General features: G+C 61.1%; 11 protein-coding genes and 4 tRNA genes. 14 read left to right on the forward strand and 1 reads right to left on the reverse strand.

The window, feature by feature from the left end; translation table 11 throughout:
* Positions 1-207 precede the first annotated feature (207 nt).
* From gltX to ACSAMW_RS21035, 8 genes are all read left to right on the forward strand, one after another.
* Positions 208-1,689: a glutamate--tRNA ligase gene (gene gltX, locus ACSAMW_RS21000; protein WP_500591914.1), complete on the forward strand. Its 1,482-nt coding sequence runs from the start codon at positions 208-210 to the stop codon at positions 1,687-1,689.
* Positions 1,690-1,888: 199 nt separating this feature from the next.
* Positions 1,889-1,964, forward strand: a tRNA-Ala gene (locus ACSAMW_RS21005).
* A gap of 67 nt (positions 1,965-2,031) precedes the next feature.
* Positions 2,032-2,107, forward strand: a tRNA-Glu gene (locus ACSAMW_RS21010).
* 47 nt (positions 2,108-2,154) lie between these two features.
* A tRNA-Ala gene (locus ACSAMW_RS21015) sits at positions 2,155-2,230 on the forward strand.
* Positions 2,231-2,272: 42 nt separating this feature from the next.
* Positions 2,273-2,348: transfer RNA gene (locus ACSAMW_RS21020), tRNA-Glu, on the forward strand.
* Positions 2,349-2,436: 88 nt separating this feature from the next.
* On the forward strand, positions 2,437-2,889 hold the full coding sequence (locus ACSAMW_RS21025; RefSeq protein ID WP_168081568.1) for an acyl-CoA thioesterase: 453 nt from the start codon (positions 2,437-2,439) through the stop codon (positions 2,887-2,889).
* 4 nt (positions 2,890-2,893) lie between these two features.
* Complete coding sequence (locus tag ACSAMW_RS21030) at positions 2,894-3,853, forward strand: tRNA dihydrouridine synthase (protein WP_500591915.1); 960 nt, start codon at positions 2,894-2,896, stop codon at positions 3,851-3,853.
* 115 nt (positions 3,854-3,968) lie between these two features.
* Complete coding sequence (locus ACSAMW_RS21035; RefSeq protein ID WP_500591916.1) at positions 3,969-4,421, forward strand: Hsp20 family protein; 453 nt, start codon at positions 3,969-3,971, stop codon at positions 4,419-4,421.
* Positions 4,422-4,498: 77 nt separating this feature from the next.
* On the opposite strand, the gene ACSAMW_RS21040 is transcribed toward ACSAMW_RS21035, so the two are convergent.
* Positions 4,499-5,386 (reverse strand): LysR family transcriptional regulator, encoded by an 888-nt coding sequence (locus tag ACSAMW_RS21040; RefSeq protein ID WP_500591917.1) that lies wholly within the window; start codon positions 5,384-5,386, stop codon positions 4,499-4,501.
* A gap of 160 nt (positions 5,387-5,546) precedes the next feature.
* Here ACSAMW_RS21040 and leuC point away from each other — a divergent pair, with 160 nt between their 5' ends.
* The 6 genes from leuC (at position 5,547) to ACSAMW_RS21070 (ending at position 13,727) form a co-directional block, all read left to right on the forward strand.
* Entirely contained in the window at positions 5,547-6,980 is a 1,434-nt protein-coding gene (gene leuC / locus ACSAMW_RS21045) for a 3-isopropylmalate dehydratase large subunit (protein WP_500591918.1), read from the forward strand.
* Positions 6,977-7,615: a 3-isopropylmalate dehydratase small subunit gene (gene leuD, locus ACSAMW_RS21050; protein WP_500591919.1), complete on the forward strand. Its 639-nt coding sequence runs from the start codon at positions 6,977-6,979 to the stop codon at positions 7,613-7,615. The genes leuC and leuD overlap by 4 nt, the downstream gene beginning before the upstream one ends.
* Positions 7,616-7,684: 69 nt before the next feature.
* Positions 7,685-8,767, forward strand: coding sequence for a 3-isopropylmalate dehydrogenase (leuB, locus tag ACSAMW_RS21055; protein WP_500591920.1), 1,083 nt, complete (start codon positions 7,685-7,687; stop codon positions 8,765-8,767).
* A gap of 66 nt (positions 8,768-8,833) precedes the next feature.
* Entirely contained in the window at positions 8,834-9,946 is a 1,113-nt protein-coding gene (gene asd / locus ACSAMW_RS21060; RefSeq protein WP_168081555.1) for an aspartate-semialdehyde dehydrogenase, read from the forward strand.
* Positions 9,947-10,030: 84 nt separating this feature from the next.
* Positions 10,031-11,032: an aspartate-semialdehyde dehydrogenase gene (locus tag ACSAMW_RS21065; protein ID WP_500591921.1), complete on the forward strand. Its 1,002-nt coding sequence runs from the start codon at positions 10,031-10,033 to the stop codon at positions 11,030-11,032.
* 76 nt (positions 11,033-11,108) lie between these two features.
* Entirely contained in the window at positions 11,109-13,727 is a 2,619-nt protein-coding gene (locus ACSAMW_RS21070) for a motility hub landmark protein FimV (RefSeq protein WP_500591922.1), read from the forward strand.
* Positions 13,728-13,747: the final 20 nt, after the last annotated feature.

Genomic DNA, 13,747 nt, shown 5'->3' on the forward strand with positions numbered 1-13,747 from the left:
GAACAAATACCAAAGGTTCGCCCGCTGCGCCCGCGCTTCGCAGGCTCCCACAGGCCTTTCAGTGCCTGGCACACCCTGTTGGACCGGGCTTGCCCGGGAACAGGCGCCCTAGGTTCGTCCGCTGCGCCCGCGCTGCGCCCGCGCTGCGCGAACTCCCACAGGATGCTACCATTCCCTACTTTGCACAGCCCTGCCCGAGAACCTTCAATGAGTACCGTTCGTACCCGAATCGCCCCTTCACCTACCGGTGACCCCCACGTTGGCACGGCCTATATCGCCTTGTTCAACTACTGCTTTGCCAAAAAGCATGGGGGCGAGTTCATCCTGCGGATCGAAGACACAGACCAGCTGCGTTCAACCCGCGAATCCGAACAGCAAATCTATGATGCCTTGCGCTGGTTGGGCATTGAATGGAGCGAAGGCCCGGACGTAGGTGGGCCCCATGGGCCCTACCGCCAGAGCGAGCGCGGCGAGATCTACCAGCGTTACGCCCAACAGTTGGTAGAGGCCGGCCATGCCTTCCCATGCTTCTGCACGGCTGAAGAGCTGGACCAGATGCGCGCCGAGCAGACCGCCCGGGGCGAAACACCCCGCTATGACGGCCGCGCGCTCTTGCTGCCTGCCGATGAAGTCCAGCGCCGCCTGGCCGCTGGCGAGCCCCATGTGATCCGCATGAAGGTCCCCACCGAAGGCGTCTGCGTGGTGCCCGACATGCTTCGTGGCAACGTGGAAATCCCGTGGGACCGTATGGACATGCAGGTGCTGATCAAGACCGATGGCCTGCCCACCTACTTCCTGGCCAACGTGGTGGACGACCACCTGATGGGCATCACCCACGTGCTGCGTGGCGAAGAGTGGCTGCCGTCCGCGCCCAAGCTGATGAAGCTGTACGAATACTTCGGTTGGGAGCAGCCCCAGCTCTGCTACATGCCGTTGCTGCGCAACCCGGACAAATCCAAGCTTTCCAAGCGCAAGAACCCCACTTCGGTGACCTTCTACGAGCGCATGGGCTTCATGCCTGAGGCCATGCTCAACTACCTGGGCCGCATGGGCTGGTCCATGCCGGACGAACGCGAGAAGTTTTCGCTGGAGGAAATGGTCGAACACTTCGACCTGTCCCGCGTCTCCTTGGGCGGGCCTATCTTCGATATCGAAAAGCTGTCCTGGCTCAACGGCCAGTGGCTGCGTGAATTGCCTGTGGAAGACTTCGCGGCGCGGTTGCAGAAGTGGGCGTTCAACCCGGATTACCTGATGAGAATCGCTCCCCTGGTACAGGGCAGGGTAGAGACCTTCAGCCAGGTGGTGCCGCTGGGCGGCTTCTTCTTCGAGGGTGGCGTACGCCCGGACCCTGCCTTGCTCGTGAGCAAAAAGCTCGGCCCTGACCAGGTTCGGCAGGTGACACAACTTATCCTCTGGAAGCTTGAAAGCCTCCGTCAGTGGGAGAAGGACCGCATTACGGCCTGTATCCAGGCGGTGGTCGATGCGTTGCAGCTCAAGCTGCGGGATGCCATGCCTTTGATGTTCGCCGCCATCACTGGCCAGGCCAGCTCGGTATCGGTGTTAGACGCCATGGAAATCCTGGGGCCGGACCTTACCCGCTACCGCCTGCGTCAAGCGTTGGATGTACTGGGCGGCGTCTCGAAGAAAGAAAACAAGGAATGGGAAAAGCTGCTGGCCGATATCGGCTGATAATGCCCCTGGGTGTGCAACGGACATGAGCGCTTCGCTTGTTGCCGTTGCGGCCTTGTTATTCGGGGGGTTGGCCTAACCCTTTGAATGCCGGGAATAATTTTTCAAGCATTTCTGAAAATTTGTTTGACAGGGTAGGGGTGTCGTCTTAATATGCGCCCCGTCCACGACATGGTGCTGAAACAAGGCGCCGCACTGTGGGGCTATAGCTCAGCTGGGAGAGCGCTTGCATGGCATGCAAGAGGTCGACGGTTCGATCCCGTCTAGCTCCACCATATTCCTGGCCCGAGGCGCTGTAAGCCTGGGGTGCACCGGCCAGAAGGTTGGTGGGAAAGAAGGTCTGTCCCCTTCGTCTAGTGGCCTAGGACACCGCCCTTTCACGGCGGTAACAGGGGTTCGAGTCCCCTAGGGGACGCCAGTTTCACCTGTATCGCTTCGGTGATACACGCCGCCAGGCGTTAAATTGGGGCTATAGCTCAGCTGGGAGAGCGCTTGCATGGCATGCAAGAGGTCGACGGTTCGATCCCGTCTAGCTCCACCAATTTGCCAAGGTCTGCTACGGCAGGCCTGCTCGAAGGTTTGCGTCCCCTTCGTCTAGTGGCCTAGGACACCGCCCTTTCACGGCGGTAACAGGGGTTCGAGTCCCCTAGGGGACGCCACGTTTACCCCGATCTCCGGGAATCAAGGCTCATTCGATTATTGAATGGGCCTTTTGTTTTTCCAGCCCCCGTGAGCGCAGGAGAGCCTATGAATTGGGATCTACCAGCACCTTTCACCCTCGACTATCACGTAACCGCCGATGACATCGATGGCCTGGGGCATGCCAACAATGCCGTGTACGTCGCCTGGCTTGAGCGCTGCGCCTGGCGCCACTCCGGCCATCTAGGCCTGGACCTGGCCGAATACCGCCGCCTGGACCGTGCCATGGCGGTACTGCGTCACGAGATCGACTACTTGGCCGCCGCCTATGAAGGCGATGAGCTGGTAATGGGCACCTGGATCATGGACTGGGACCAGCGCCTGAAAATGAACCGCCGCTTCCAGCTAGTTCGCCCCCGCGATGGCGCGACCTTGTTGCGTGCGCAAACCACATTCGTGTGCATCGAGCTGTCCACTGGCCGGCCCAAGCGCATGCCTAGCGAATTCATCGATGGCTATCGCTGCGCCATCCTGCCAGCGCCTGCTGCGCCCGAGAACTGAAACCATGCAACTTGCCTTGGCGCCCATGGAGGGGCTGGTAGATAACATACTGCGGGACGTGCTGACCCGCGTGGGTGGGATCGACTGGTGCGTGACCGAATTCATCCGCGTATCGGACCGAGCGCTGCCCCCCTCGTCCTTTCTCAAGCTGGCCCCAGAGCTGGCCCATGGCAGCCAAACCCGTGCCGGTACGCCCTTGCATGTGCAGTTGCTGGGCTCCGAGCCAGCCTTGCTGGGCGACAGTGCCGCTGTTGCCTGTGAGCTAGGAGCGCCAGTAATCGACCTGAACTTCGGTTGCCCGGCGAAAACCGTCAACCGATCGCGGGGCGGGGCGGTGCTGCTGAACGAGCCGGACCTGTTGCACCACATTGTGAGCCAGGTGCGCCGTGACACACCTGCCCATGTGCCCGTCACGGCCAAGATGCGCCTGGGCTACGCCAGCCCTTCCAGTGCCATGGACTGCGCGCGCGCGCTGGCCGATGGCGGGGCTGAACGCATCGTGGTGCATGCGCGCACCAAGCTTGAAGGCTACAAGCCACCGGCCCATTGGGAGTGGGTGGCGCGCGTGCAGGATGCCGTGAAGGTGCCGGTGTATGCCAACGGTGAGATCTGGACGGTTGAGGATTGGCTACGTTGCAGGGAAGTGAGTGGCGCTCAGCATTTCATGCTGGGCCGTGGGTTGGTGTCGTGTCCGGACCTGGCGCTGCAGATTGCTGCAGCGGCCCAGGGCCACGATCTTCAGCCCATGACCTGGGAGGCGCTGCTCCCCCTGCTGCAAGACTTCTGGCGGCAGGCCACGGCCAAGCTATCGCCTCGCTATGCGCCAGGCCGTCTCAAGCAATGGGTGGCCATGCTCACGCGTACCTATCCAGGCGCCGTGGAGCTGTTTACTGCCTTACGCCAGGAAACCGACTGCACCCGAATCAGCGCCCTGCTGGGCATGAACGACACGGTAGCTGCCTGAAAAAAAAGACGACAAACGGTCTTGAAACCGTGTTGGCGAGCCCTATCTGTTAAGTACGCGATGCCGAAGTCGGGTCGCGGAATCAACCACTCGCTGAAACATTTAGGAGTTTGTCATGAGTACTGCATTTTCCTTGGCTCCACTGTTCCGTCACTCCGTTGGCTTCGATCGTTTCAACGATCTGTTCGAGTCGGCGTTGCGCAATGAATCGGGTAGCACCTACCCACCCTACAACGTCGAAAAGCATGGCGATAACGACTACCGTATCGTTGTAGCCGCAGCGGGCTTCCAGGAGCAGGACCTGGACCTTCAGGTCGAGAAGGGCGTGTTGACAGTCACCGGCGGCAAAAACCGCGAGGGCGATACCAGCGCTGTTACCTACCTGCACCAGGGCATTGCCCAGCGGGCCTTCAAGCTGTCCTTCCGCCTGGCAGACCATATCGAGGTCAAGGCGGCTGGCTTGCAGAACGGCCTGTTGAACATCGACCTGTTGCGTGTGGTGCCTGAAGAGGCCAAGCCAAAACGCATCCCGATTGGTGGTGTACAGCAGCCTGTGCTGGAACACTGATCGCTCGACGCGTGAAGTAAAAAAGGGGGCGCCTGGTGGGGTGCCCCCTTTTTATTGGCTACAGGCAGCCGTGCAGTTCACGCACCCTCATCGAACGTTGCCTGGGCTTCAAGCAGTGCCATGAAGGCACGTGCCGCATTGGAGAGCGTACGCTCCGTATGCACGATGTAGCCCAGCTGGCGAGACAACTGGACGCCGGGCAGCGACAGGGTGGTCACTTGATTATCCAGCATGGTACGCGGCAATACGCTCCAGGCCAGGCCAATGGACACCATCATCTTGATGGTTTCCAGGTAGTTGGTGCTCATGGCGATATTGGGGGTCAGCCCCTGGGCCTGGAACAGGTGATGCACAATATGATGAGTGAAGGTATTACCGCCTGGGAACACAGCGGGGTGCCGGGCAATGTCCTGGAGCGACACGTTCGCCTGGCGCGCCAGCGCATGCTCGGGCGCGGCCACCAGGTCTAGCGGGTCGTCCCAGATATGCATGGCCTTCACTAGCCCATGGGGTTCAGGTGCCAGGGTGATAACGGCCAGTTCGGCACGCCCGTGGAGGATTTCCTCATAGGCCACTTCTGAATCCAGAAACTGGATGTCCAAAGCCACATTGGGGTAGCGCCGTGTAAAAGTGCGCAGCACGGGCGGTAATCGATGTAAACCGATGTGGTGGCTTGTCGCCAAAGTCAGCCGGCCAGTGACCTCCTTGTCAAGGTTGCTCAAGGCACGGCGGGTGTCCTCCAGCACATTGAGAATCTGGTAGGCCCTGGGCAGCAGAGCGCGCCCGGCTTCGGTGAGGCTCACTTCCCGGCCCAGGCGGTCGAACAAGCGTGTGTTCAATTGGCTCTCCAAGCCTGCTATGCGCTTGCTGATCGCCGGTTGAGTCAGGTGCAATTGCTCACCTGCGTTGGAAAAACTGCCGGTTTCGGCCACCCTGATAAAGGCAGTAAGGTTTGCCAGGTCCACGCCTTCGAATTCCTTTTTGTTATCCAGAATATGAAAATTATGAATTTGAGTTATTCAATCTAACCTCATAGCATTTAGGCCTACAAGCGGAGGCTTATCAATCGAGCGGCTAGCAGAAGCCGCCACTCTGCGACAGTCATGCCTGACGAGGAACCACTAGATGGCCGGTAAAACGCTGTACGACAAGCTCTGGGATTCGCATCTGGTCAAGCAACGGGACGATGGCTCTGCGCTGATCTACATCGATCGCCACATCGTTCACGAAGTGACCTCCCCGCAAGCGTTCGAAGGGCTGCGCCTGGCGGGTCGCAAGCCCTGGCGCGTCGACAGCATCGTGGCCACACCTGACCACAACGTCCCTACCACGCCAGAACGCAAAGGCGGTATCGAAGCCATTGCCGATCAGGTGTCGCGCCTTCAGGTTCAGACCCTGGATGACAACTGCGACGAGTACGGCATCACCGAATTCAAGATGAACGATGAGCGCCAAGGCATCGTTCATGTCATTGGGCCTGAGCAAGGGGCTACGTTGCCGGGCATGACCGTGGTATGCGGCGATTCCCACACCTCCACCCACGGCGCGTTCGGTGCGCTGGCCCATGGTATCGGCACCTCGGAAGTGGAGCATGTGCTCGCCACCCAGTGCCTGGTGGCCAAAAAGATGAAAAACATGCAGGTGCTGGTGGAAGGCACCTTACCCTTTGGTGTAACGGCCAAAGACATTGTGCTGGCCGTAATCGGCAAAATCGGCACGGCGGGCGGTAATGGCCATGCCATTGAGTTTGCGGGCAGCGCCATTCGCGACCTTTCTGTCGAAGGCCGCATGACCATCTGCAACATGTCCATCGAGGCCGGCGCACGCGTAGGCCTGGTGGCCTGTGACGAGAAAACCATTGCCTACGTGAAAGGCCGGCCATTCTCACCGACGGGTGATAACTGGGCTAGGGCCGTAGACGCCTGGCAGTCGCTGAAATCTGACGACGATGCCCACTTCGACACGGTAGTGCGCCTGGAAGCGGCGCAGATCAAGCCGCAGGTCAGCTGGGGCACGTCGCCTGAAATGGTCCTAGCGGTTGACCAGGCTGTGCCGGACCCGGCCGCTGAAGCCGACCTGGTCAAGCGAGGGTCCATCGAACGTGCCCTGAAGTACATGGGGTTGCGCGCGAACCAGCCGATCACCGAGATTCGCCTGGACCGTATCTTTATCGGCTCCTGCACCAACTCGCGCATCGAAGACCTGCGCGCCGCAGCCGTCGTTGCCAAAGGCCGCAAGGTAGCCGCCACCGTGAAGCAGGCCATCGTGGTGCCCGGTTCCGGGCTGGTCAAAGCCCAGGCTGAGCAGGAAGGGCTGGATCGCGTCTTCATTGACGCCGGCTTCGAGTGGCGTGAGCCTGGTTGCTCCATGTGCCTGGCCATGAACCCGGACCGTTTGGAAGCCGGTGAGCATTGCGCGTCCACCTCCAACCGCAACTTTGAAGGGCGCCAGGGGGCCGGTGGCCGTACTCATCTGGTCAGCCCCGCCATGGCCGCCGCTGCGGCCGTGACCGGCCACTTCATCGATGTGCGTGAATTGACCCAGGAGAGCGCAGCATGAAAGCCTTCACCCAACACACCGGCTTGACCGTGCCGCTGGATCGCGCCAACGTTGACACCGATCAGATCATTCCCAAGCAGTTTCTCAAATCCATCAAGCGCACGGGGTTTGGTCCCAACCTGTTCGATGAATGGCGCTATCTGGACGTAGGCCAGCCCTACCAGGACAATTCCAAGCGCCCCTTGAATACCGAGTTCGTGCTCAACCAGCCACGCTACCAGGGCGCCAGCGTGCTGCTGGCCCGTGAAAACTTCGGTTGCGGCTCTAGCCGCGAACACGCGCCTTGGGCGTTGGATGAATATGGCTTCCGGTGTGTGATTGCGCCCAGCTATGCGGACATCTTCTTTAATAACAGCTTCAAGAACGGCCTGTTGCCGATCATTCTTGACGCTACCGACGTAGACGACCTGTTCAAACAGGTAGAGGCTGAGCCCGGCTACCAGCTGGCTATCGACCTGGATACCCAGAGCGTGACTCGCCCGGACGGCAAGGTGTACCGTTTCGAGGTAGACGCCTTCCGCAAACACTGCCTGCTTCATGGCTTGGATGACATCGGCCTGACCCTGCAGGATGCCGAGGCTATTCGCGCGTTCGAAGCAGGCCACAAGGTCAGCCAGCCCTGGCTGTTCCGCTGAAGCGAACCACCCACGCACGCATTTCTACCGGCACCCTGTGGGGTGCCGTTTGCCTATGAAGAGGAACGCATGAGCAAGCAGATCCTGGTTCTCCCCGGCGATGGTATCGGCCCTGAAATCATGGCCGAAGCTGTCAAGGTACTGAACGTTGCCAATGAGCGTTTCAGCCTCGGCCTGACGTTGACAGAAGATGTGATTGGCGGTGCCGCCATCGACCGTCATGGCGTGCCCCTGGCCGACGAGACCCTGGACCGTGCCCGGGCTGCCGATGCGGTGCTGCTAGGCGCTGTCGGTGGCCCCAAATGGGACAAGATCGAACGCGACATCCGCCCCGAGCGCGGGCTGCTGAAAATCCGCGCCCAGTTGGGCCTATTCGCCAACCTGCGACCGGCCATCCTGTACCCGCAATTGGCGGACGCCTCCTCGCTCAAGCCGGAGATCGTTGCCGGGCTGGACATTCTTATTGTGCGGGAGCTGACGGGCGGCATCTATTTCGGCGCCCCTCGGGGGACTCGTGAGCTGGAAAACGGAGAGCGTCAGGCCTATGACACCTTGCCCTACAGCGAGAGCGAAATCCGGCGTATCGCCCGAGTGGGCTTCGACATGGCCAAGGCGCGCGGCAAAAAGCTATGCTCTGTGGACAAGGCCAACGTGCTGGCCTCCAGCCAACTGTGGCGTGAAGTGGTGGAGGAGGTTGCAAAGGATTATCCTGAGGTCGAACTCAGCCATATGTACGTGGACAACGCTGCCATGCAGCTGGTGAAGGCGCCCAAGCAGTTCGACGTGGTGGTAACAGACAACCTGTTCGGTGACATTCTGTCCGACGAGGCGTCCATGCTTACCGGTTCCATCGGCATGCTGCCCTCGGCCTCCTTGGATGCCAGCAACAAAGGCATGTACGAACCCTGCCATGGTTCGGCCCCAGACATTGCAGGGCAGGGTATTGCCAATCCATTGGCGACCATCCTGTCGGTGTCAATGATGCTGCGCTACAGCTTCAACCAGGGCGACGCTGCCCAGGCCATCGAGACAGCGGTCGGGAAAGTGCTGGATCAGGGCCTGCGTACCGGCGACATCTGGTCGGCAGGTTGCACCAAGGTGGGTACACAGGAAATGGGCGACGCGGTAGTCGCGGCCCTGCGAAATCTGTAATCTCTCGGGCCCGCCGTCTCGCTTGCCAGAGCGGCGGCTCACATTTTTTCCAAGGGTACAGTTGCGATGAAACGTGTAGGTCTGATCGGTTGGCGCGGTATGGTCGGTTCCGTGCTCATGCAGCGGATGCTGGAAGAGCAGGACTTCGACCTGATCGAACCGGTGTTTTTCACTACCTCCAATGTGGGCGGCGAAGGCCCGGCCGTGGGCAAGGAGGTGGCACCGCTCAAGGATGCCTACAGCATCGATGAGTTGAAAACCCTGGACGTCATCCTCACCTGCCAGGGTGGCGACTACACCAGCGAAGTGTTCCCCAAATTGCGCGAGGCGGGCTGGCAGGGCTACTGGATCGATGCGGCCTCTACCCTGCGTATGCAGGACGACGCCGTGATCGTGCTGGACCCGGTCAACCGCAAGGTGATCGATCAGCAGCTCGATGCCGGTACCCGCAACTACATTGGTGGCAACTGCACGGTTAGCCTCATGCTCATGGGCCTGGGCGGGCTGTTCGAAGCCGGGCTGGTGGAGTGGATGAGCGCCATGACCTACCAGGCGGCCTCGGGTGCAGGTGCCCAGAACATGCGTGAGCTGATCCGGCAAATGGGCGCTACCCATGCCGCAGTGGCCGACGACTTGGCCAACCCGGCCAGCGCCATTCTGGACATCGACCGCAAGGTGGCCGAGGCCATGCGCGGTGAAGCCTTCCCTACCGAACAGTTCGGCGTGCCCCTGGCCGGTAGCCTGATTCCCTGGATCGACAAAGAGCTGCCCAACGGCCAGAGCCGCGAGGAATGGAAAGGGCATGCCGAGACCAACAAGATCCTAGGGCGCTTCAAGAACCCGGTGCCGGTCGATGGTATCTGCGTACGCATCGGCGCCATGCGGTGCCATAGCCAGGCGCTGACCATCAAGCTGAACAAGGATGTCCCCATTGCGGACATCGAAGGCATGATCAGCCAGCACAACCCATGGGTTAAACTGGTGCCCAACCATCGCGAAGCCAGCATGGCAGAGCTGAGCCCTACCCAGGTCACCGGTACGCTGAACATTCCCGTAGGCCGCCTGCGCAAGCTCAACATGGGCTCGCAGTTCCTGGGCGCCTTCACGGTAGGTGACCAGCTGCTGTGGGGCGCAGCCGAGCCGCTGCGCCGTATGCTGCGTATCCTGCTGGAGCGTTGATACCCGGCAAGGCCTGCGACAAACCCCTGCCGTATGGCGGGGGTTTTGTTTTCTGGCAACCTTATTTTTTCAACAGGAACCCTGATGTCTGCAACCTTTGACGTGGCGGTAATCGGTGCTACCGGCACCGTAGGCGAAACCCTTGTGCAAGTGCTCGAAGAGCGCGATTTTCCGCTTGGGCAGCTGCATGTGCTGGCAAGCGAAGCCTCAGTGGCGCAGTCCATACCTTTTCGTGGCCGGAACGTGCGGGTAAAGTCGCTGAACGGTTTCGATTTCAACCAGGTGAAGCTAGTGTTTTTCTGCGCTGGCGACGCCGTGACGGCCGCCTTCGCAGGTCAGGCGAGCGAGGCTGGCTGTCAGGTGATCGACCTGGCTGGTGGGACGGGCGCGCCGGTGGTGGTGCCTGAAGTGAATGCGCAAACCCTTCAGGGCCTGCCAGCGCCCAGCCGCGTAGGCACACCCGGCAGCATCGCAACGGCATTGGCCCTGGCCCTGGCACCCCTACAAGGGCTATTGGACATCGAGCACGTTACGGTCACCGCTTGCCTGCCCATGTCTGCCAGTAGCCGTGAGGCGGTACGCGAGCTGGCGCGGCAAACCACCGAGCTGCTGAACGCAAGGCCCCTGGAACCTCGGGTGTTCGACCGCCAGGTGGCCTTCAATATGCTCGCCCAGGTCGGCGAGCCGGATGCAGCGGGTCAACTGGCGCTGGAAAAACGTGCCCACCGGGAATTGCGCGAACTGTTGAACCTGCCTTTACTCAAGGTATCCATCAGTTGCATTCAGGCGCCTGTATTCTTTGGCGACAGCCTCACAGTGAGCGTACGTTCGCGCACCCCCGTGGATGTGCAAGCTGCTACACAGGCCCTTGAACAGGCGGCGGGTGTGGAGTGGACAGGCGCTGACGACTACCCAACGGTAGTGGGGGATGCCGTGGGCCAGGATGTGGTTTATGTGGGTCGCGTACGCGGCGGGTTGGGCGACCCTTGCGAGCTTAACCTCTGGCTGGTGCTGGATAACGTGCGCAAAGGTGCAGCCCTCAATGCAGTGCAAGTGGCTGAGTTGTTGATAAAACGCCTTTCGTAAAAGATACTTGGGCACTTTTTGTAAAAAAATTTCTCGGATTACGTTGCAAGCCCGGCACGCACAAAAGGATCTGGCCATGGTTCATGTTCGAAAACTGGTCTTGGCGATAGCCGCTGCCACCGCGCTGTCTTCCGGTATGGCGCAAGCCTTGGAACTGGGCGAGCTGACGCTCAAGTCAGCCGCCAACCAGCCGTTGGTGGCAGAGATCGAGCTGCGTGATGTGGCTCAGCTCACCGCACCTGAGATTGTGCCAGGCCTTGCCTCGCCGGATGAGTTCGCGCGCGCAGGCCTGGAGCGTCAGGCCTTCCTCAACCAGCTCAGTTTTACGCCCGTAATCAATCCCGGCGGGCGTAGCGTGATTCAGGTCACGTCGCCTGCGCCACTGTCCGAGCCGCTGCTCAAGTTCCTGGTGCAGGTGATCTACCCCAGCGGGCGCCTGATGCGCGACTACAGTGTTCTGGTCGATGCGTCCAAGTTCTCGCCGCAAACTGCAGAGGCGGCCACGCCAGCCGCCACCCCAGCGGTGACGGCGCCAGCGGCGTCCAATGGCCGGGAGTACACCACTACCAGCCGCGACACCTTGTGGGAAATCGCTGCACGTTTCCGTGAGCAAGCGTCTGTACAGCAGACCATGCTGGCCATTCAGGCCATGAACCCTTCTGCTTTCCAGGATGCCAATATCAACCGCCTGCGTGCCGGCCAGGTACTGCGTATCCCCGATAGCAACGACGCCACAGCATTGGCGCAGCCGCAGGCTATTGCAGAAGTGGCACGGCAGAACGCGGCCTGGCGCGAAGGCCGCCGACTGGGCCCCCGCGCGCAACAGTTGGACGCTACGCGGGGCAACGGGCGAGGCAATGCCCCTGCGCCTGCGCAAACCGATAACCTCAAACTGGTGTCTGGCGACGCTAATGCCGCCAACGCCAAGGGCCTTGCCGGTGATAACAAAGCCCTGACGGACAAGCTGGCGGTGACCCAGGAAGGCTTGGATACCGCCCGGCGCGAGAACAGCGAACTGCAAAGCCGATTGGCCGACTTGCAAAGCCAGTTGGACAAAGCCAATCGCCTGTTGCAGCTCAAGAGCGACCAGTTGGCGCGCCTTGAAGCGGGGGCGAACACAGCACCGGCGGTTACCGCGCCGGCACCTGCGGCAACCCCTGATGCAGTGGCCCCAGCGCCTGACGCGGCTGCGTCACCTGCCCAACCTGCGGTTGATGCTCAGCTCACGCCATCCACCCAAGCCCCTGTCGCCCAGCCGGACGCCACCACGCCGCCGGTCGTAGCGCCAGCCCCTGCCGCCGAAGACAACCACACCGGTTCCTGGCTACTGGGCACGGCTGCTGGCTTGGCAGTGGCGGCCGCCTTGCTGGCTGCCTGGCTGCTGGCACGTCGGCGCAGGGCCCAGCAGGAGTCCGAGCGCCACGCACGCATGGCGCGTGAGCTGGCTGAAGCACAGGAATTCCGGCCTGAAGATTTCGAAGCGCCGGTGGGCAGCTTTGACAGCCTGGGTACGTCTTCACCGTCGGTCCGCCTGGCCCCTGCCATGGTAGCGGCGTCTGTTGCCGCAGCGACTGCCGCCGAGGCCTCTGCAGGGGAGGCGCCGGTGTATGCACGGCCAGACCGCATCGCTGCCCGTCAGGAGGTGCCGTCTGTGGCGTCCTTGGTGGTAGCGCCTGCGGCTAGCGATCCGCTGGAACAGGCCCAGGCACACATCGACCACGATCGCTACATGAGCGCCAGAGACGTGCTTGAGGAGGCCGTAAGAAAAGAACCGGAACGTGGCGACCTTCGTCTCAAGCTCATGGAAGTCTATGGTCAGCAAGGCGATCGCGACGGCTTTGTCGCTCAGGAACGGCACCTGATGGCCCATGGTGGCAACCCGACACAGGTGAACGAGCTCAAAGCACGGTTCCCTGCCATGGCAGGGCTTGCAGCCGGATTGAGCGCCGCTGCCGTGGCGGCAGAGATGGATGCCCAGTACGTCAAGGAGCTGTTGCAGGATGACGCCAGTGCCCCTGAGCCTATCGGGGATGTGTTTGACACTAATTTCGACCTTAGCCTGGATGGCATAGAGCCTGTTGCCGCGGACGCCACGCCTGAAACATCCGAGCGTGCTACGCCCCGTGATGAGGTGGACTTCGAAACCCTGCTTAGAGAAAGCGCGGCTGAACGCAGCAATGTGGAGCCGGAACCAGAAGTGGGGCTGGAGCAGGCCGCTGATGCTGAGCAGGCGACAGCAAAGCCGGCACCTTCCGAAGCGAATGAATTGGACGCCCTTGGTCCCGTGGAAACGCCCCGCGTACTAGGGGAGGATGAGGCTTCAGCGGCCGAGCGTAGCCACCGCGAGCAATTGGACGACTTCGACCTGGCACTGTCCAGTGAGCAGTTGGAGGATCAGGATCGGTTTGCCGCCGACGTGAACGATGTCAACGCTCAGCTGGATGAGCTGTCCCACAGCCTTGGCCAAGCCTCTCTGGACAACGGCTTGCATGGCGAGGGCAGGGCAGGTGAAGGGCTGGACGAGTTCGATTTCCTGTCCGACTCCGACGAGGTCACGACCAAGCTCGACCTGGCGCGCGCCTACATCGAAATGGCCGATGCTGAAGGGGCGCGGGACATTCTGGATGAAGTGCTTAAAGAGGGCACAATGGCCCAGCAGAAAGAGGCACGCAAGATGCTGGCTACGTTAAGCTGACGCGCGCCGTGTATCACCCA

The organism is Pseudomonas sp. AB39(2026) (assembly GCF_059831485.1).

Excerpts from the sequence above, each read along its gene's own strand:
- leuB (WP_500591920.1), top strand. The coding sequence starts at position 7,685 with ATGAGCAAGCAGATCCTGGTTCTCCCCGGCGATGGTATCGGCCCTGAA.
- ACSAMW_RS21070 (WP_500591922.1), top strand. The coding sequence starts at position 11,109 with ATGGTTCATGTTCGAAAACTGGTCTTGGCGATAGCCGCTGCCACCGCG.
- gltX (WP_500591914.1), top strand. The coding sequence starts at position 208 with ATGAGTACCGTTCGTACCCGAATCGCCCCTTCACCTACCGGTGACCCC.
- leuC (WP_500591918.1), top strand. The coding sequence starts at position 5,547 with ATGGCCGGTAAAACGCTGTACGACAAGCTCTGGGATTCGCATCTGGTC.
- leuD (WP_500591919.1), top strand. The coding sequence starts at position 6,977 with ATGAAAGCCTTCACCCAACACACCGGCTTGACCGTGCCGCTGGATCGC.
- ACSAMW_RS21030 (WP_500591915.1), top strand. The coding sequence starts at position 2,894 with ATGCAACTTGCCTTGGCGCCCATGGAGGGGCTGGTAGATAACATACTG.
- ACSAMW_RS21025 (WP_168081568.1), top strand. The coding sequence starts at position 2,437 with ATGAATTGGGATCTACCAGCACCTTTCACCCTCGACTATCACGTAACC.
- asd (WP_168081555.1), top strand. The coding sequence starts at position 8,834 with ATGAAACGTGTAGGTCTGATCGGTTGGCGCGGTATGGTCGGTTCCGTG.
- ACSAMW_RS21065 (WP_500591921.1), top strand. The coding sequence starts at position 10,031 with ATGTCTGCAACCTTTGACGTGGCGGTAATCGGTGCTACCGGCACCGTA.
- ACSAMW_RS21035 (WP_500591916.1), top strand. The coding sequence starts at position 3,969 with ATGAGTACTGCATTTTCCTTGGCTCCACTGTTCCGTCACTCCGTTGGC.